At 59.2% G+C, this 18,935-nt stretch carries 17 protein-coding genes; 14 read left to right on the top strand and 3 right to left on the bottom strand.

Annotated elements, in window-relative coordinates:
* Positions 1-192: 192 nt before the first annotated feature.
* The 8 genes from rpsF to E1573_RS05970 all read left to right on the top strand — a co-directional run bounded on the left by rpsF (position 193) and on the right by E1573_RS05970 (position 9,842).
* Complete coding sequence (gene rpsF / locus E1573_RS05935) at positions 193-618, top strand: 30S ribosomal protein S6 (RefSeq protein ID WP_009403888.1); 426 nt, start codon at positions 193-195, stop codon at positions 616-618.
* Between the two features lie 28 nt (positions 619-646).
* Positions 647-877, top strand: coding sequence for a 30S ribosomal protein S18 (gene rpsR, locus E1573_RS05940; protein WP_009403887.1), 231 nt, complete (start codon positions 647-649; stop codon positions 875-877).
* 36 nt (positions 878-913) lie between these two features.
* Positions 914-1,813: a hypothetical protein gene (locus E1573_RS05945; RefSeq protein WP_133211572.1), complete on the top strand. Its 900-nt coding sequence runs from the start codon at positions 914-916 to the stop codon at positions 1,811-1,813.
* A gap of 21 nt (positions 1,814-1,834) precedes the next feature.
* Positions 1,835-2,281, top strand: coding sequence for a 50S ribosomal protein L9 (gene rplI, locus E1573_RS05950; RefSeq protein WP_133211574.1), 447 nt, complete (start codon positions 1,835-1,837; stop codon positions 2,279-2,281).
* A gap of 110 nt (positions 2,282-2,391) precedes the next feature.
* Positions 2,392-3,789, top strand: a complete 1,398-nt coding sequence (dnaB, locus tag E1573_RS05955) for a replicative DNA helicase (protein WP_133211576.1) — start codon at positions 2,392-2,394, stop codon at positions 3,787-3,789.
* Between the two features lie 100 nt (positions 3,790-3,889).
* The gene (locus E1573_RS05960; RefSeq protein ID WP_133211578.1) at positions 3,890-6,193 is read left to right on the top strand and encodes a YgiQ family radical SAM protein; all 2,304 of its coding nucleotides are present in this window, start codon (positions 3,890-3,892) and stop codon (positions 6,191-6,193) included.
* 254 nt (positions 6,194-6,447) lie between these two features.
* The gene (locus E1573_RS05965; protein WP_133211580.1) at positions 6,448-8,934 is read left to right on the top strand and encodes a circularly permuted type 2 ATP-grasp protein; all 2,487 of its coding nucleotides are present in this window, start codon (positions 6,448-6,450) and stop codon (positions 8,932-8,934) included.
* Complete coding sequence (locus E1573_RS05970) at positions 8,934-9,842, top strand: transglutaminase family protein (protein WP_133211582.1); 909 nt, start codon at positions 8,934-8,936, stop codon at positions 9,840-9,842. The genes E1573_RS05965 and E1573_RS05970 overlap by 1 nt, the downstream gene beginning before the upstream one ends.
* On the opposite strand, the gene E1573_RS05975 is transcribed toward E1573_RS05970, so the two are convergent.
* Positions 9,839-10,426 carry a TIGR00730 family Rossman fold protein gene (locus E1573_RS05975; protein WP_133211584.1) on the bottom strand — a complete coding sequence of 196 codons (588 nt, stop codon included), beginning with the start codon at positions 10,424-10,426 and terminating at the stop codon, positions 9,839-9,841. The genes E1573_RS05970 and E1573_RS05975 overlap by 4 nt on opposite strands.
* Positions 10,427-10,775: 349 nt before the next feature.
* Between E1573_RS05975 and azu the strand changes: the two genes are divergently transcribed.
* Positions 10,776-11,222 (top strand): azurin, encoded by a 447-nt coding sequence (azu, locus tag E1573_RS05980; protein ID WP_133211586.1) that lies wholly within the window; start codon positions 10,776-10,778, stop codon positions 11,220-11,222.
* 86 nt (positions 11,223-11,308) lie between these two features.
* Here the strand turns inward: azu and nadE are convergent, their stop codons facing one another.
* A complete protein-coding gene (gene nadE, locus E1573_RS05985) occupies positions 11,309-12,136 on the bottom strand; it encodes an ammonia-dependent NAD(+) synthetase (protein WP_133211588.1) in 828 nt (275 codons plus the stop codon).
* 3 nt (positions 12,137-12,139) lie between these two features.
* Positions 12,140-13,342, bottom strand: coding sequence for a nicotinate phosphoribosyltransferase (gene pncB, locus E1573_RS05990; protein ID WP_133211590.1), 1,203 nt, complete (start codon positions 13,340-13,342; stop codon positions 12,140-12,142).
* A gap of 470 nt (positions 13,343-13,812) precedes the next feature.
* Here pncB and E1573_RS05995 point away from each other — a divergent pair, with 470 nt between their 5' ends.
* The 5 genes from E1573_RS05995 to E1573_RS06015 all read left to right on the top strand — a co-directional run bounded on the left by E1573_RS05995 (position 13,813) and on the right by E1573_RS06015 (position 18,895).
* The gene (locus E1573_RS05995; protein ID WP_133211592.1) at positions 13,813-14,949 is read left to right on the top strand and encodes a branched-chain amino acid ABC transporter substrate-binding protein; all 1,137 of its coding nucleotides are present in this window, start codon (positions 13,813-13,815) and stop codon (positions 14,947-14,949) included.
* A gap of 160 nt (positions 14,950-15,109) precedes the next feature.
* A complete protein-coding gene (locus tag E1573_RS06000) occupies positions 15,110-16,024 on the top strand; it encodes a branched-chain amino acid ABC transporter permease LivH (protein WP_133211594.1) in 915 nt (304 codons plus the stop codon).
* A 2-nt stretch (positions 16,025-16,026) separates the two neighbouring features.
* Entirely contained in the window at positions 16,027-17,310 is a 1,284-nt protein-coding gene (gene livM / locus E1573_RS06005) for a high-affinity branched-chain amino acid ABC transporter permease LivM (protein WP_133211596.1), read from the top strand.
* Positions 17,307-18,182: an ABC transporter ATP-binding protein gene (locus tag E1573_RS06010; protein WP_133211598.1), complete on the top strand. Its 876-nt coding sequence runs from the start codon at positions 17,307-17,309 to the stop codon at positions 18,180-18,182. Before livM ends, E1573_RS06010 begins: the two co-directional genes overlap by 4 nt.
* Positions 18,179-18,895 (top strand): ABC transporter ATP-binding protein, encoded by a 717-nt coding sequence (locus E1573_RS06015; RefSeq protein WP_133211600.1) that lies wholly within the window; start codon positions 18,179-18,181, stop codon positions 18,893-18,895. Before E1573_RS06010 ends, E1573_RS06015 begins: the two co-directional genes overlap by 4 nt.
* Positions 18,896-18,935 lie beyond the last annotated feature (40 nt).

Below are 18,935 nucleotides of genomic sequence, written 5' to 3' on the forward strand. Positions count from 1 at the left end.
TTGCCCCGCGATACATTTTAGCTGCTCAATAATTCACCAATTCCCTTGCTTGTCCCCCGGTGCTTCTCTACAATTGCGCCCCTTGCCCTGTAGGCAGGCGCCAACGCGCCTTCACGCAAGGCAAGACATACAGTGTCATTCACTCCTTGTCTGACCGCTCTGGTGGCAGACTACAACCCGTAAGGAGCATTCATGCGTCATTACGAAATCATCTTTCTGGTCCACCCTGACCAGAGCGAGCAAGTCGGCGGCATGGTTGAGCGTTACACCAAGCTGATCGAAGAAGACGGCGGCAAAATCCACCGTCTGGAAGATTGGGGCCGTCGTCAACTGGCCTACGCAATCAACAATGTTCACAAAGCTCACTACGTGATGCTGAACGTTGAGTGCACCGGCAAGGCCCTAGCCGAGCTGGAAGACAACTTCCGCTACAACGATGCCGTGATCCGTAACCTGGTCATCCGTCGCGACGAAGCCGTTACCGGCCAGTCCGAGATGCTCAAGGCTGAAGAGAACCGCAGTGAGCGCCGTGAGCGTCGCGATCGTCCTGAGCATGCTGACAGCGCCGAAGGCGACGACAGCAATGACAGCGACAACAGCGATAACGCTGACGAGTAATCCACGGACCTTTTGAGGAGCCTATTACATGGCACGTTTCTTCCGTCGTCGTAAATTCTGCCGCTTCACTGCTGAAGACGTGAAAGAGATCGATTACAAAGATCTCAACACTCTGAAAGCTTACGTATCCGAAACCGGCAAGATCGTTCCAAGCCGTATCACCGGTACCAAAGCTCGTTATCAGCGTCAGCTGGCTACCGCTATCAAGCGCGCCCGCTTCCTGGCCCTGCTGCCCTACACCGACAGCCACGGCCGCTGAGACCGGGTTTTCGACAAGTAGCAAAGGATAGAATGCATGCGCGCCTTGGCTGATTTCATCATGCGTGGTCGTGTGCAAGCCACCCTGGTGGTGGTGGGTTGTGCGGCATTGCCGCTGTTGTTCTGGTTGAGTGCCGCCGCCGGGAGCCTGGTGTTCCTGCGGCGCGGTTTCAAGGACGCCTCCGGAGTCCTCGCCTGGGCATTATTGCCGGCGTTGGCCTGGTGGTTCTTCGGCGAGCCGCGCACCTTGATGGTGTTGCTGGGGACGCTGGGGCTGGCTGCGCTGTTGCGCGCCGGGCAGTCCTGGAACCGGGTGCTGTTGTTCAGCATCGGCATGGGCCTGGTGTATGGCGTCATCCTGGGTTCGGTGTTCCGCGAACCGATTGAAGCTCTGGCTGGAGCGCTTGAAAAAGCCCTGCCGCAGATGCTCGACGGTCTCTACCAACAGTTATCGGTAGAGGAGCAGGCCCGCCTGGGAAGCCTGATAGTACCAGTGCTCAACGGCCTCATAGCGGCGTTGTTGCAAGCCGTCAGTGTGCTGGCCCTGATGTTGGGGCGTTACTGGCAAGCAGTTCTGTATAACCCGGGAGGTTTCGGTCGCGAGTTTCAAGCGGTCAGGCTTCCTCTGGTGCCAACGCTGGTACTGGTGGTGCTTATGCTGGTCGGGCCGAATTTCGGTCCTGAACTGGCGATGTTAACGCCGCTGTCCAGCGTTCCGCTGATGTTTGCAGGGCTTGCCCTGATGCATGGGCTGGTGGCGCAAGGCCGACTGGGCAAGTTCTGGTTGGTCGGGATGTACGTGACACTGCTGCTGTTTATGCAGCTGACTTATCCGTTGCTCGTGGTTCTGGCCATTGTCGACAGCCTGATTGATTTTCGCGGTCGCAAGGCGCCCCCAAAAGGTGCCGATAACGATTCCGCGAACGGTGAAGGTTAAAAGTTAAGAGGTTATTACCAAATGGAACTGATCCTGCTGGAAAAAGTCGCCAACCTGGGCAACCTGGGCGACAAGGTAAATGTTAAAGCCGGTTACGGCCGTAACTACCTGCTGCCATTCGGCAAAGCTACCGCTGCTACCGCTGCCAACCTGGCTGCGTTCGAAGAGCGTCGTGCTGAGCTGGAAAAAATCGCTGCAGAGAAAAAAGCTTCGGCCGAAACTCGCGCTGCCCAACTGGCTGAGCTGGAAGTGACCATCACTGCCACCGCTGGTGACGAAGGCAAGCTGTTCGGTTCGATCGGCACCCACGACATCGCTGACGCCCTGACCGCCTCTGGCGTTGAAGTGGCTAAAGCTGAAGTTCGTCTGCCGAACGGCACCATCCGTCAGGTTGGCGAATACGACGTAGCTGTGCACCTGCACAGCGACGTTGAAGCCACCGTACGTGTGGTTGTTGTCGCAGCCTAAGCTGTACTGATCGACTGGCACCTTCGGTGTCAGCCGGTTAACATCGGGCACGATCCTGCTTTGCAGGTCGTGCCCTTTGTCTTTTTCATCACCCTGATTTCTGCGTGACCATGAACGAGATCTCCACCCCCGAGCAATACGATCTGCAAACCGCTGCCCTGAAGGTGCCGCCGCATTCCATCGAGGCCGAACAGGCTGTACTCGGTGGCCTGATGCTGGATAACGGCGCCTGGGAGCGAGTGCTGGATCAAGTCTCCGACGGTGACTTCTATCGCCATGACCACCGCCTGATTTTCCGCGCCATCTACAAGCTCGCCGATCAGAACGCCCCGTTCGACGTAGTAACGCTGCACGAGCAGCTGGACAAAGAAGGCCTGAGTTCGCAAGTGGGTGGCCTCGCCTATCTGGGTGAGCTAGCTAAAAACACCCCGTCGGTGGCCAACATCAAGGCCTATGCTGCGATCATTCGCGAGCGGGCGACCTTGCGCCAACTGATCAGCATCAGTACCGACATTGCCGACAGCGCGTTCAACCCCCAGGGGCGTAACGCCGAAGAGATCCTGGATGAAGCCGAACGGCAGATCTTCCAGATCGCCGAAGCGCGGCCCAAGACCGGCGGCCCGGTGGGCGTGAACGAGCTGCTGACCAAAGCCATCGACCGTATCGATACGCTGTTCAACACTGCCGATGCGATCACCGGCCTGTCCACCGGCTATACCGACCTCGACGAGAAGACCAGCGGCTTGCAACCGGCCGACTTGATCATCGTCGCCGGTCGTCCGTCCATGGGTAAAACCACCTTCGCCATGAACCTGGTGGAGAACGCCGTGTTGCGCAGCGACAAGGCCGTTCTGGTGTACTCCCTGGAGATGCCAGGTGAATCGCTGATCATGCGTATGCTGTCGTCCCTGGGCCGTATCGATCAGACCAAGGTGCGTTCTGGTCAGCTGGAAGATGACGACTGGCCGCGCCTGACTTCGGCGGTCAACCTGCTCAATGACCGTAAGCTGTTCATCGACGATACCGCCGGTATCAGCCCATCGGAAATGCGAGCCCGTACTCGCCGTCTGGTGCGTGAGCACGGCGACATCGGCCTGATCATGATCGACTACCTGCAGTTGATGCAGATTCCGGGCTCCAGCGGCGACAACCGTACCAACGAGATTTCTGAAATCTCCCGCTCGCTCAAAGCCCTGGCCAAAGAGTTCAACTGCCCGGTAGTGGCGCTCTCACAGCTCAACCGCTCCCTCGAACAGCGGCCCAACAAGCGCCCGGTGAACTCCGACTTGCGTGAATCGGGTGCGATCGAGCAGGACGCCGACGTGATCATGTTCGTTTACCGTGACGAGGTTTACCACCCGGAAACCGAGCACAAAGGCATTGCCGAGATCATCATCGGCAAGCAGCGGAACGGCCCCATCGGCTTTATCCGCCTGGCCTTCATTGGTAAGTACACGCGCTTTGAGAACCTTGCGCCGGGTAGTTACAACTTCGACGACGACGAATAAGGCAATTCTGCTTATTCCGACCTTTAACGTCGGAATTGGTCATTTTTTGTGCTATATTCCGCGCCCGCGATTTTCCATCGATTAGCTACCGGTCACTGACATGCAAGCAGCCAAACCACTTTTCGACTATCCCAAGTACTGGGCCGAATGCTTCGGGCCAGCGCCTTTCCTGCCAATGAGCAGGGAGGAGATGGATCAGCTCGGCTGGGATTCCTGCGACATCATCATCGTGACCGGCGATGCCTACGTCGACCACCCATCGTTCGGCATGGCGATCATCGGCCGTTTGCTGGAAGCCCAGGGCTTTCGCGTGGGCATCATCGCCCAGCCGAACTGGCAGTCCAAAGACGATTTCATGAAGCTCGGCGAGCCGAACCTGTTCTTTGGCGTCGCCGCCGGCAACATGGACTCGATGATCAACCGCTACACCGCCGACAAGAAGATCCGTTCCGATGACGCCTACACTCCAGGCGGCTTGGCCGGTAAGCGCCCTGATCGCGCCAGCCTGGTCTACAGCCAGCGCTGCAAAGAAGCCTACAAGCATGTGCCGATCGTATTGGGTGGCATTGAGGCGTCGCTGCGCCGTATTGCTCACTACGACTACTGGCAAGACAAGGTCCGTCATTCGATCCTGATCGACGCCTGCGCCGATATCCTGCTGTACGGCAACGCCGAGCGGGCCATCGTCGACGTCGCCCAGCGCCTGTCTGCCGGTGAAAAAATCGAAGACATCACCGACATTCGCGGTTCGGCCTTTATTCGTCGTGACACGCCGCAAGGCTGGTATGAGGTGGATTCCACCCGTATTGACCGTCCGGGCAAGGTCGACAAGATAATCAACCCGTACGTCAATACTCAGGACACCCAGGCCTGCGCCATCGAGCAGGAAAAGGGCGAGGTCGAAGACCCGAACGAAGCCAAGGTGGTGCAGATCCTCGACAGCCCGCGCATGACCCGTGACAAGACGGTCATCCGCCTGCCATCGTTCGAGAAGGTCCGTAACGACCCAGTGCTTTACGCTCACGCCAACCGCGTGCTGCACCTGGAAACCAACCCGGGCAACGCCCGTGCGCTGGTGCAGAAGCATGGCGAAGTGGACGTGTGGTTCAACCCGCCACCCATCCCGATGACCACCGAAGAAATGGACTACGTGTTCGGCATGCCCTATGCGCGCATCCCGCACCCAGCGTACGGCAAGGAGAAAATCCCGGCCTACGACATGATCCGCTTCTCGGTGAACATCATGCGTGGCTGCTTCGGCGGCTGTACCTTCTGCTCGATCACCGAGCACGAAGGACGGATCATCCAGAACCGCTCCCATGATTCGATCATTCGTGAAATCGAAGAGATCCGCGACAAGGTGCCAGGTTTCACCGGGGTGATTTCCGACCTCGGCGGCCCGACCGCGAACATGTACCGCATCGCTTGCAAGAGCCCCGAGATCGAATCGGCGTGCCGTAAGCCATCGTGCGTGTTCCCAGGCATTTGCCCGAACCTGAACACCGATCACTCTTCGCTGATCAAGTTGTACCGCAGCGCCCGTGCCTTGCCAGGGGTGAAGAAGATCCTCATCGCTTCGGGTCTGCGCTATGACCTGGCAGTAGAGTCACCTGAGTACGTCAAGGAACTGGTAACCCACCACGTCGGTGGTTACCTGAAGATCGCCCCGGAGCACACCGAAGAAGGCCCGCTGAATCAGATGATGAAGCCGGGTATCGGTAGCTACGACCGCTTCAAGCGCATGTTCGAGAAGTACTCCAAAGAGGCCGGCAAAGAGCAGTACCTGATCCCGTACTTCATTGCCGCGCACCCGGGCACCACCGATGAAGACATGATGAACCTGGCCTTGTGGCTCAAGGGCAACGGCTTCCGTGCCGACCAGGTTCAGGCGTTCTACCCGTCGCCAATGGCTTCGGCCACGGCCATGTACCATTCGGGCAAGAACCCGTTGCGCAAGGTCACGTACAAGAGCGACCCGGTCACCATCGTCAAGAGTGAGCAGCAGCGCCGTTTGCACAAGGCCTTCCTGCGTTATCACGACCCGAAAGGCTGGCCGATGCTGCGTGAAGCCCTGGAACGTATGGGCCGCGCCGACTTGATCGGCCCAGGCAAGCACCAACTGATCCCGCTGCATCAACCGGCCACCGACAGCTACCAGAGTGCGCGGCGCAAGAACTCCACGCCTGCGGGCAGCCACAAAGTGGCCAAGGATCAGAAGATTCTTACCCAGCACATTGGCCTGCCGCCACGTGGCAGTGACGGTTCCAATCCGTGGGACAAGCGTGAACAGGCCAAGGCTGCGGCGTTTGCCCGTAATCAGCAGGCGGCCAAGGAGCGCAAGGAAGCCGCCAAGGGCGGTAAGGGCAAGAAAAAGCCCGCCCGCCAACCGGTACTGCCGCGTTAATCAGAACACCAGCCTTCGGGCTGGTGTTTTTGTTTCTGCCGGGGGGTTTCTGGCAAAGCCTCAAATCTGTGCAAGGCTTGCTCGGCAGCTTCGCGTTGGTGCGCCTCGACGGCGACTCTACGCAGCGCATGAGGGGAATTGCAGGCCTGGGTTCATGGCATAAGTCTTGCGCGGTTGTGGAATTGCCATTCACCTTGGGCTTGCGCCAACACCGAGCGCTACGCTGAAATGACCTGCGGCCTTTGAGCACTGCCATGCCTGACTTGTTTGATGCCTATCCGCTGCAATCGGGGACTTACCACGAAATGTTCGAAGCCCAAGGACAGGTGCGCGAACATTGGCAGGCAGTGAGCGATTACCTGCAGCGCAGTGGGGCTGGGCAATTGGCCCAGCGCCAGGCTTCGTTGACCCGGCAATTGCAGGAAAATGGCGTTACCTACAGCGTTTACGCCGATCCCAAGGGTGCAGATCGCCCTTGGGAACTCGATCTTCTGCCGCATCTTCTGCCTGCCGCACAATGGCAACAGCTGGCTTGCGGGGTTGCCCAGCGGGCGCGTTTGCTCAATGCCGTGCTGGCAGACATCTATGGGCCACAGCGGCTGATCAGTGAAGGGCTGTTGCCTGCTGAGCTGGTGTATGGCCACAACAACTTTCTTTGGCCCTGTCAGGGCATCTGCCCGGCCGATGGCACTTACCTGCATGTGTATGCGGTTGACCTGGCGCGGGCGCCGGATGGCCGCTGGTGGGTGACCGCCGACCGAACTCAGGCGCCTTCCGGCGCTGGTTATGCCTTGGAAAACCGTACCATTGTCTCTCGCGCCTTGCCTGAGTTGTATCGGGATCTGCAGGTGCAACATCTGGCCGGTTTTTTCCATACCTTGCAGCAGACGCTGGTGCGCCTGGCACCCAGTGAGCAGGAAACGTCGCTGGTGGTGTTGCTGACACCAGGGCGTTTTAACGAAAGCTATTTCGAACACGTGTACCTGGCGCGGCAACTGGGCTATCCACTGGTTGAGGGCGGCGACCTGACGGTGCGCGATGCCACCGTGTACCTGAAAACCCTCAGTGGCCTGCGCCGGGTCCATGCCATCATGCGTCGCCTGGACGATGACTACTGCGACCCGCTGGAGCTGCGCACAGACTCGGCACTGGGCGTTCCAGGGCTGCTCGATGCCGTGCGCCGGGGGCGCGTGCTGGTGGCCAATGCCTTGGGAAGTGGTGTGTTGGAGTCTCCCGGGCTGCTGGGCTTTCTGCCAGCCATCAACCAGCGCTTGTTTGGTGAGGAACTTAGCCTGCCGTCGATTGCCACTTGGTGGTGTGGTGAGCCGCCGGTGATGGCCACAGCGCTTGAGCGCTTGCCGCAGTTGCTGATCAAGCCGGCGTTTCCTTCGCAGAGTTTTGCCCCGGTGTTTGGCCGTGATCTCGATGAGGCACAGCGCCAGGCGCTTGCCGAGCGGATTCAGGCGCGGCCCTATGCGTATGTGGCCCAAGAGCTTGCGCAGTTATCGCAGGCACCGGTGTGGCAGCAGGAGCAGGGCCAGGTGCATGCCCGGGCGATTGGCATGCGGGTTTATGCCGTAGTCTCGGCTGAGGGCTACCGGGTGCTGCCCGGCGGCCTGACCCGAGTTGCCGCACTGGCCGACGCCGACGTGGTGTCGATGCAACGTGGTGGCGCGAGCAAAGACACCTGGGTGCTGGGAGACACGGCGCCTGTCGGTGAGCAGTGGCGGGCTCAGCACACCCTGGGTGTTGCCGATCTGGTGCGCAAAGACCCTTACCTGCCGTCACGGGTGGTCGAGAATCTGTTCTGGTTTGGGCGTTATTGCGAGCGCTGCGATGCCAGCGCCCGCTTGCTGCGGATCATCCTTACCCGTTACCTGGATGGCGATGACCCTTTGGCCCTGCAGGCGGCAGTGACACTGGCCGACGAGCTGTCGCTGATGCCGGAGGAGGGCAGCTTGCCTGAGCGCCTGCGCACCGCCCTGGCCGATAGCGACTGGGCCTTCAGCCTCAAAGCCAACCTGCAGCGTTTGCAGTGGGCGGCGTCGCAAGTGCGCGGCAAGCTCTCACGGGAGAACTGGCAGGCATTGGTGGAGGTGCAGCGCGAATCCTTGAGCCTTGATGACGAGGCTGCGGACTTTGGCGAACAGGTCGACTTCCTCAATCGCCTGGTGATGTCCATGGCGGCGTTGTCGGGCTTTGCTCTGGACGATATGACCCGCGATGAGGGCTGGCGCTTTTTGATGATTGGTCGGCGGATCGAGCGCTTGCAGTCCCTGTGCAGTAGCCTGGCGGCGTTTCTGCGCGGGCCGGCGGTGTTTGATCAGGCGGGGCTCGAATGGTTGCTGGAACTGGGCAATAGCAGCATCACCTACCGCTCGCGCTACCTGGCGGTTGCCCAGTTGATCCCGGTGCTCGATTTACTCCTGCTCGATGAGCAGAACCCCCATGCGGTGCTGTTTCAGCTCAAATTGCTGGTGAGCGCCTATCGGCGATTGTGTGATGAGTTTGGTAGCCAGCCTGATCCCGGCCTGGCGCTGTTGGCGGAACAACTCAAACATTTCGATTTGCGCAGCCTGGAGGGCTCGCTGTTCGGCAGTGCCAGCGTGAAGGCGGTGCTGATTGGGCTGGCTGATCTGCTGCACGGCATTGCTGAGGCCAGCGCCGACATTTCCGAACGCCTGGCTTTGCGCCACTTTGCCCATGTCGATGATGTCAGTCAGCAAACGGTGTCGGTCTGATGAACAGCGCTCATTATCAGGTAATACACGACACCCACTATCGCTATGACAGCCCGGTATCCCTGGCTCAGCAATTGGCGCACCTGTGGCCCAGGCCCTGTGCCTGGCAGCGTTGTACTGCGCAGGCTTTACAGGTCAGCCCTTCACCGACGCAGCGGCATGACGAATGGGATGTGTTCGGTAATCCGCTCACCCGCCTGGCATTCGAACGTCAGCATGAGCAGTTGCGGGTGGTGGCCCGCCTGCAGGTCGAAGTATTGCCGCGTAGTGAGCCACAGTTCAGCGCCTCGCCGGCCTGGGAGCAGGTGCGAGATGCCCTGAGCTATACCAGCCAACCCTTATCGGGCGAGCACCTGGAGGCGTGCCGTTATCGCTTTGAATCACCCTACGTGCGCCTCAAACAGCGTTTCGTGACCTTCAGCGAGCCGTGCTTTGGCCCAGGGCAACCACTGCTGGCAGGGGCACAGGCGCTGATGGAAAAAATCTACAGCGAGTTCACCTTCGATGCCGAGGCCACTCAAGTGGCCACACCGTTGGTGGAAGTGCTTGAGCGTCGTCGGGGTGTCTGTCAGGACTTCGCGCACTTGATGCTCACCTGCTTGCGTTCCCGTGGGCTGGCGGCGCGTTATGTCAGCGGTTATCTACTAACCCGCCCACCACCCGGGCAGCCCCGCCTGGTTGGGGCAGACGCCTCGCATGCCTGGGTTTCGGTGTACTGCCCGACGCAGGGGTGGGTCGATTTCGATCCCACCAACAACCTGCGTCCTGCGCTGGAACACATCACCCTGGCCTGGGGCCGGGATTTTTCCGATGTGTCGCCGCTGCGCGGGGTGATCCTTGGCGGCGGTCATCATGACCCACACGTGCAGGTCACGGTGATGCCGCTGGAGGGTGGGCAGCAACCTTAGTCAGGTTTTTTGTCGACCCACTTGGGGACTACCGGGGCTTGATAATCCTCCATGGCGTCGAGCAGCTGGGTAGGGGTATCAGCCAGTTTCAGCATGGCCCGGTGCTGTGGACGCACGAAGCCCTCATCGACCACATGGTCGAGGAAGCTGCCCAGTTTGCTGTAAAAGCCGTTGACGTCCAGCAGGCCCAGCGGCTTGGCGTGATAGCCCAGTTGGCCCCAGGTCCAGACTTCAAATAGCTCTTCCAGGGTGCCCAGACCACCGGGTAGGGCAACGAACGCGTCGCTTAATTCGGCCATGCGTGCCTTGCGAGCGTGCATGCCATCGACGATTTCCAGGCGGGTCAGGCCGGAATGGCCCACTTCGGCGTCTTTCAGGGCCTGGGGGATGATTCCGATGACCTCACCGCCGGCGGCCATCGCGGCGTCGGCAACGATACCCATCAGGCCTACGGCACCGCCGCCATAGACCAGGGTCAGGCCGCGCTGGGCAATGGTTTGGCCGAGGGCGATGGCCGCTTCCCGATAGGCCGGGCTGACACCAGTGCTGGCGCCACAGAACACACAAACGGAACGTACTGACATTGCTTCTCTCCAGTTACAAGCTGACACAGAGTAAGGCGCATGCCAGTGGCTTCCAAGGCTGGATTTACGCTGAGTGAGAAACCTCGCAGGCAACACCGCTTGCACCGCAGGCATACAGGGCGAGTAGACTGTGCATCAAGCTACCAAGGGACATGTTGATTGCTCCTAAATGAGAGGTTGTCTCATCGTCCATTAATGGCGCATGATGTGCACTTTGATTGGCTGTATACAATCCATAGAACAATTCTACTGACTGGCCCTTGGCCAGCCCCTTGATATATATCAGGGTCGGGCTGAAGGGTTTCAGGCAGTCTGCAAACTGATCAAAACCCTGCCAAGGAGATTCACGATGTTTGCCAAAGTTGTTGCCGTATCCTTGCTGACCCTCGCCAGCGCTCAGGTTTTCGCCGCCGAGTGCAAGGTCACCGTCGACTCCACCGACCAGATGTCTTTCAACACCAAGGCCATCGAAATCGACAAGAGCTGCAAGCAATTCACCGTCGAACTGACTCACTCCGGCAACCTGCCGAAGAACGTCATGGGCCACAACCTGGTGATCAGTAAAGAAGCTGACATGCAGCCGATTGCTACCGACGGTCTGAGCGCCGGTATCGAAAAAGATTATCTGAAAGAAGGCGACGCTCGTGTGATTGCTCACACCAAGGTGATCGGCGCCAAGGAAACCGCTTCGGTGACCTTCGACGTGTCCAAGCTCGACGCTAACGAGAAGTACGGCTTCTTCTGCTCGTTCCCTGGCCACATCTCGATGATGAAAGGCACCGTTACGCTGAAGTAATTCGGGGGCTTTTAATCTAATCGCGGGGCAAGCCCGCTCCTACAGCTGGTGTGTGGGAGCGGGCTTGCCCCGCGATGCATTTCACGTCACGGCGCGAACGGCATCTCGCGTTTGTGTTGGGTCTTCTCGTAAGTGCCCTTGATAATCGCAAAGGCCTCTTCGCTCACCGGCTCGCCGTGCAGGAAGGCATCGATCTGTGCATACGTCACGCCGTGAGACGCTTCATCCGGCTTGCCTGGCGCCAGGTCTTCAAGATCGGCCGTCGGCACTTTTTCTACCAACGATTCCGGCGCACCAAAGCTGCGCGCAATCGCCCGTACCTGGTTTTTCACCAGCCCACTCAACGGGGCGAGGTCGCAGGAGCCATCACCGAACTTGGTAAAGAAACCCATCACGGCTTCAGCCGCATGGTCGGTACCGATCACCAGCCCCTGACGGGCACCGGCGATGGTGTACTGGGCCACCATGCGCATCCGCGCCTTGGTGTTGCCAACCACGAAATCGACCATCGCCGGCTGACCGTTCTCCAGTGCTTTCACCTCTTTGGCCAGTGCTTGTACGGCAGGGGCAATGTTCACCGTGTGCAGCTCATCTGGCTTGATCACGTCCAGGCAGGCCTGGGCGTCGTGTTCATCCTGCTGTACGTGGTAAGGCAGGCGCACGGCGATGAAGCAGTAGCCCGCGTCGCCGGTCTCGCTGCGCAGCTCGTTGATTGCCCGTTGTGCCAGTAATGCAGCGGTCAACGAGTCGACGCCACCACTGATCCCCAGCACCAGGGTTTTGAGCCGGGCATTGTTCAGGCACTGCTTGATGAACGCCACGCGCCGGGTCACTTCGGCATCGAGCGCGGCGCGGTCGGCAAAGGGCGGCTGAACCTTGAGCGCTTGCGCAATCTCTCGCTGAACGGCTTGCATGAATTACTCCTTGGGCACTTTGAAAACGTGGCGCAGGTAGGCAACGAAATTTTCGTCGCGACATTGGGTCTTGGCGGCCTCGTCGGAAATCTTGGCGACAGGCTGGCCGTTACAGTCGGTCATTTTAAGCACGATGCTCATTGGCGCCACCCCGGGAATGTCACACGTCAGGTTGGTACCAATGCCGAAACTGACGTTGATCCGACCGCGCAGCGCCCGGAAGATCTCCAGTGACTTGGTCAGGTTCAGGCCATCGGAGAACACCAGAGTCTTGGTCATCGGGTCAATGCCCAGCTTGCGGTAATGGTCGATGGCTTTTTCGGCCCAGCGTATCGGGTCGCCCGAGTCATGGCGCAGGCCATCGAACAGCTTGGCGAAGAACAGGTCGAAATCGCCGAGGAACGCATCCATGGTGATGCAGTCGGTCAAGGCGATGCCGAGCAAGCCGCGGTATTCGCGCACCCAGCAGTCGAGGGCGGCGATCTGGCTGTCGATCAGCCGCGGGCCGAGTTGCTGGTGAGCCATGATCCATTCATGGGCCATGGTGCCCAGGGGTTTGATATCCAGCTTTCGTGCCAGGTGCACGTTGCTGGTACCGACGAAGCGTGCCGGGAAGTCGTCTTTGAGCACGCGTACCACTTCTTCCTGGACCTTGTAGGAGAAGCGTCGGCGGGTACCGAAGTCGGCCACTTGCAGCTCGGCCAGCTCGTCACCGCTGGCATGTGCTCTGAGCCAGTCGAACTTGCGATACAGCTGGTCGCGGGCATCGCTGAGCTTGACCTGCGGGTAGCGATGGCGGTTACGTACTTCGCTGATGATCGCCAGCAGTGGTACCTCGAAAAGAATCACATGCAGCCATGGGCCGCGCAGACGCAGGAACAACTGATCGTTTTCAATGCCCAGTTGCAGGTAGCGCAGGTTGAAGCGGAACAGGCCGAGAAAGCGCAGGAAATCCGGCTTGATGAAGCTGATCTGTTCGAGGAAGCCCAATTGCCCATTGGCTAGGTTCAGTTCACATAACTGGTCGATCTGCTCACGTATTTGCGCCAAATAAGGGCGCAGGTCTTCGCCATTGCGGCAACGAAACTCCCATTCGACTTCAACGTTGGGATAGTTGTGCAGCACAGCCTGCATCATGCTCAGTTTGTAGAAATCCGTGTCGAGCAGGTTCTGCACGATGCGATCGGCGAAGGCGCTCTCGCTCATAAGGGGCTCCGTAAGGGGCGCGCGCCATCATCAGCCAGCGATGGCGCACAGACCTTGCCATTGTGCCAGCCTTTTTCTGCAGGTGGGCAGGCACGCCTCGGGTACATCGGTAGCAGCCTCAAGGTAGCAGCACTTTCGCTGGTCAGCGTCTAGCCTGTAATGGTGCCCGCTGTAGCAGTCGCGCACCACGGATGTGCAGTTCGGTTACGCATCCTGTTACAGGCTAGTTGCACGTAAACACTTGCCGGGGTTGCAATGATGGCACTGAGCAGTTGCTCTTTTTGTTTCGAAGCGGTGGCGCTATCCGTATCGCAGACGGTTGCACAGCCAATAAAAAAAGGGCACGGCTCAGGCCCCGGTAACTTCTTCATGAGTTTTCCCAGAATAAAAAACCAATGGCACGGCCCTTGCTCAGAGCAATTGCTGAAAGTTGTAGTGCCAACCAAAAAAACTCCAAGGAGCACCACCTCATGTCGCAGACGTTTTACAAGAAAGGCTTTCTGGCCCTTGCCGTAGCTACGGCGCTGGGTGTTTCTTCGTATGTTCAGGCCGACATCAAGATCGGTGTAGCAGGCCCGATGACCGGTGCCAACGCAGCGTTTGGCGAGCAGTACATGAAAGGTGCCCAGGCGGCAGCCGACAAGATCAACGCCACAGGTGGGATCAACGGTGAGAAAATCGTCCTGGTCAAGGGCGATGACGCTTGCGAGCCGAAGCAGGCCGTGGCCGTGGCCAACCGTCTGGTCGACCAGGACAAGGTTGCCGGTGTGGTCGGGCACTTCTGCTCGTCCAACACCATTCCAGCTTCCGAGGTGTATGACGAAGCCGGCATCATCGCTATTACCCCGGGCTCGACCAACCCGCAGGTTACCGAGCGCGGCCTGACCGCCATGTTCCGTATGTGCGGGCGTGACGACCAGCAGGGGATTGTCGCCGGCAATTACATCGTCGACGTGCTCAAGGGCAAGAAGGTCGTGGTCCTGCACGACAAGGACACCTACGGTCAGGGCCTGGCCGATGCCACCAAAGCTCAGTTGGAAAAGCGCGGTGTTAAACCGGTGCTGTACGAAGGCCTGACCCGCGGCGAGAAAGACTTCAGCGCCGTAGTCACCAAGATCCGCGCCGCTGGTGCCGACGTGGTGTACTTCGGTGGCCTGCACCCGGAGGCCGGCCCTCTGGTTCGTCAGTTGCGTGAGCAGGGCCTCAAGGATGTCGCCTTCATGTCCGACGATGGCATTGTCACCGACGAATTGGTGGCCACTGCCGGTGGCGCGCAATACACCAACGGCGTGTACATGACCTTCGGCGCCGATCCGCGCCTGCTGCCAGACAGCAAGGCAGTGGTCGAAGAGTTCCGCAAAGCCGGCACCGAGCCTGAAGGCTATACCCTGTATGCCTACGCTTCGGTTCAGGCGCTGGCGGCCGCCTTCAACGGTGCCAAGTCGAACAAGGGCGAAGACGCTGCCAAATGGCTTAAAGCCAATCCGGTGCAAACCGTGATGGGCGAGAAGAAATGGGACAGCAAAGGCGACCTGACCGTCTCCGACTACGTGGTCTACCAGTGGGATGCAAACGGCAAGTACCACCAACTGGAAAAACAAAAATAACAACGGTATCCGACCCGGGCTTGTGCCCGGGTCGCTACCCGGTTTTGCGCCGTACCTGTCTTTTCTCGTAGATCTGCACAACCCTGCGCTGCGAGGGCCGCTTCATCCGGGGCTCACCGTAGTCGGCGCTTGTGCAATCTCAAATACGTGAGATTGCGTTATGGATGGTATTTTTCTGCAGCAACTGGTCAATGGGCTGACCCTGGGGTCTGTCTACGGCCTGATCGCCATCGGCTACACAATGGTCTATGGCATTATCGGCATGATCAACTTCGCGCACGGCGAGGTGTATATGATCTCCGCTTACCTGGCGGCGATCAGTCTGGCATTGCTGGCGTACTTCGGTATCGAATCCTTCCCGCTGCTGATGCTCGGGACGCTGATCTTCACCATTGTGGTTACCGGCGTTTATGGCTGGACCATCGAACGCATCGCCTACAAACCCCTGCGTAACTCCACCCGCCTGGCACCGCTGATCAGTGCTATCGGTATTTCGCTGATCCTGCAGAACTACGCACAGATCAGCCAGGGCGCGCGCCAGCAAGGCGTTCCCACCCTGCTCGAAGGCGCCTTGCGCGTGGAAGTAGGCACCGGCTTCGTGCAACTGACCTACACCAAGATCTTCATCCTGGTGGCCGCCTTCGTCGGCATGGCTGCGCTCACCTACATCATCAAGTTCACCAAGTTGGGGCGCATGTGCCGTGCCACCCAACAGGATCGCAAGATGGCCTCGATCCTCGGTATCAACACTGACCGGGTGATCTCCTACGTGTTCGTGATTGGTGCGGTGATGGCTGCGCTGGCCGGTGTGCTGATCACCATGAACTACGGCACCTTCGACTTCTATGCTGGCTTCATCATCGGCATCAAGGCTTTCACCGCAGCAGTGTTGGGCGGTATCGGCTCGTTACCGGGCGCCATGCTCGGCGGGATCATCCTCGGTATCTCCGAGTCGTTGTTCTCCGGGTTGATCAACTCCGACTACAAAGACGTGTTCAGTTTCTCCCTGTTGGTGCTGATTCTGATCTTCCGTCCCCAAGGCCTGCTGGGTCGCCCACTCGTGGCGAAGGTGTAAGTATGTCTGCTGCCAAATCTGTTTCATTCGATCTAAAGCGCAGCCTGATCGATGCGATTCTCGCCGGGCTGATCTCCCTGATTGTTTTCGGCCCTATCGTCGGCGTGGTGCTTGACGGCTACAGCTTCAACATGGAACCGACCCGAGTCGCCTGGCTAGTAGCCGGGGTGATGGCCGGGCGCTTTCTGCTCAGCCTGTTCCTGCAGACCCCTAAAGGCCAATCGATCCTGCAAAGCTTCGAAGGTGGCGGCTCCGGTGTGCACGTGCTGGCGCCCGACTACAAGTCGCGGCTGCGCTGGATTATCCCGGCGCTGATCGTGATCGCCATTGTGTTTCCGTTCTTCGCCAACAAGTACCTGCTGACCGTGGTGATCCTTGGTCTGATCTATGTGCTGCTGGGGTTGGGCCTGAACATCGTGGTGGGTCTGGCTGGCTTGCTCGACCTCGGCTACGTGGCGTTCTATGCCATCGGTGCCTATGGCCTGGCGCTGGGCTATCAGTACCTGGGCCTGGGCTTTTGGACCGTGTTGCCACTGGCGGCCATTGCGGCAGCGCTGGCCGGGTGCATATTAGGTTTCCCGGTGCTACGGATGCACGGTGACTACTTGGCCATCGTGACCTTGGGCTTTGGCGAAATCATTCGTCTGGTGCTCAACAACTGGCTGTCGTTTACCGGCGGCCCTAACGGCATGCCGGTGCCTTCGCCGACCTTCATGGGCTTGGAGTTCGGGCGTCGGGCCAAGGACGGTGGGATACCGTTTCACGAGTTCTTCGGCATCGACTACAACCCCAACATCAAGTTTCTGTTCATTTACATCGTACTGTTCCTCGTCGTGCTGGCGGTGCTGTACATCAAGCATCGGTTGACCCGGATGCCGGTCGGCCGCGCCTGGGAAGCCTTGCGTGAAGACGAAATCGCCTGCCGTTCCATGGGCCTCAACCATGTGCTGGTCAAGCTGTCTGCGTTCACTTTGGGTGCATCGACGGCAGGCTTGGCCGGGGTGTTCTTCGCCAGTTACCAGGGCTTTGTGAACCCGTCTTCGTTCACCTTCTTCGAGTCGGCATTGATCCTCGCCATCGTGGTGCTGGGCGGCATGGGGTCGACTGTCGGTGTGGTGATCGCCGCGTTCGTGCTGACTGTGGCCCCGGAGCTGCTGCGTAGCTTCTCCGAGTACCGGGTACTGCTGTTCGGCGTGCTCATGGTGTTGATGATGATCTGGCGACCGCGCGGTTTGATCCGTATCAGCCGTACCGGTGTAGTTCCGCGTAAAGGAGTAGCGCCATGAGCGATGACGTGATTCTCTCGGTCGACAACTTGATGATGCACTTTGGCGGGATCAAGGCGCTCAGCGATGTCAGCCTCAAGGTCAAACGCAACGCCATCTTCGCCCTGATCGGCCCCAACGGCGCCGGCAAGACCACGGTGTTCAACTGCCTCACCGGCTTTTACAAAGCCAGTGGCGGCAAAATCGAACTGAACATGCGCGGCACTCGCACCAACGTGATCCAGTTGCTGGGCGAGCGCTTCCAACTGGGTGACTTTGTTTCACCGAAGCGCTTTATCAACCGCATGCACTACAAAATGTTCGGCGGTACCCACCTGGTCAACCGCGCAGGGCTGGCGCGAACGTTCCAGAACATTCGCCTGTTCAAGGAAATGTCGGTGGTGGAGAACCTGCTGGTGGCCCAGCACATGTGGGTCAACCGCAACCTGCTGGCGGGTGTGCTCAACACCAAGGCCTACCGTAAAGCTGAAAGCGATGCTCTGGACCATGCATTCTATTGGCTGGAAGTGGTCGACTTGGTCGACTGCGCCAACCGCCTGGCCGGTGAGCTGTCTTACGGCCAGCAGCGTCGCCTGGAGATCGCCCGGGCCATGTGCACGCGTCCGCAGATTATCTGCCTGGACGAACCTGCGGCTGGCCTCAACCCTCAGGAAACCGAAGCGCTGAGCAAGATGATCCGGGTGCTGCGCGACGAGCATGACCTGACCGTGGTGCTGATTGAGCACGACATGGGCATGGTGATGAGCATTTCCGACCATATTGTGGTGCTTGACCACGGCAACGTGATCGCCGAAGGCGCACCGCAAGACATCCGTCACAACCCGACGGTGATTGCGGCTTATCTGGGCGCCGATGAAGAGGAACTGGTATGAGTGCACCGATCCTCGAAATGAAAGAGATCGACGTGTTCTACGGGCCGATCCAGGCCCTGAAGAAAGTCTCGCTGCATATCAATGAAGGGGAAACGGTGAGCCTGATCGGCTCCAACGGGGCGGGTAAGTCGACGCTGCTGATGTCGATATTCGGTCAGCCACGGGCAGCGGGCGGTCAGATCGTCTACCGCGGCACCGACATTACCCACAAATCGTCCCACTACATCGCTTCCAACGGAATTGCCCAATCGCCCGAGGGGCGTCGGGTGTTCCCGGACATGTCGGTGGAAGAGAACCTGATGATGGGCACCATCCCCATTGGTGACAAGTTTGCCAGCGAAGACATGCAGCGCATGTTCGAGCTGTTTCCGCGCCTCAAGGAGCGGCGTAACCAGCGGGCGATGACCATGTCAGGTGGCGAACAGCAAATGTTGGCCATCGCCCGGGCCTTGATGAGCCGACCCAAGCTGTTACTGCTCGATGAGCCATCGTTGGGGTTGGCGCCGATCGTGGTCAAACAGATCTTTGCCACCTTGCGTGAGCTGGCGCAGACCGGGATGACCATCTTCCTGGTGGAACAGAACGCCAACCACGCGCTCAAGCTCTCTGATCGAGCCTATGTAATGGTCAACGGTCAGATCCGTTTGAGCGGCACCGGGCAAGAGCTGTTGGTCAACGAAGAGGTGCGTAACGCCTACCTGGGCGGGCACTGATACTATGTACCAAGCTAAGCACTAATATATTAGGTGCCTA

Origin of the sequence: Pseudomonas sp. H9 (assembly GCF_004353925.1) — a bacterium.
Lineage (GTDB): Bacteria > Pseudomonadota > Gammaproteobacteria > Pseudomonadales > Pseudomonadaceae > Aquipseudomonas.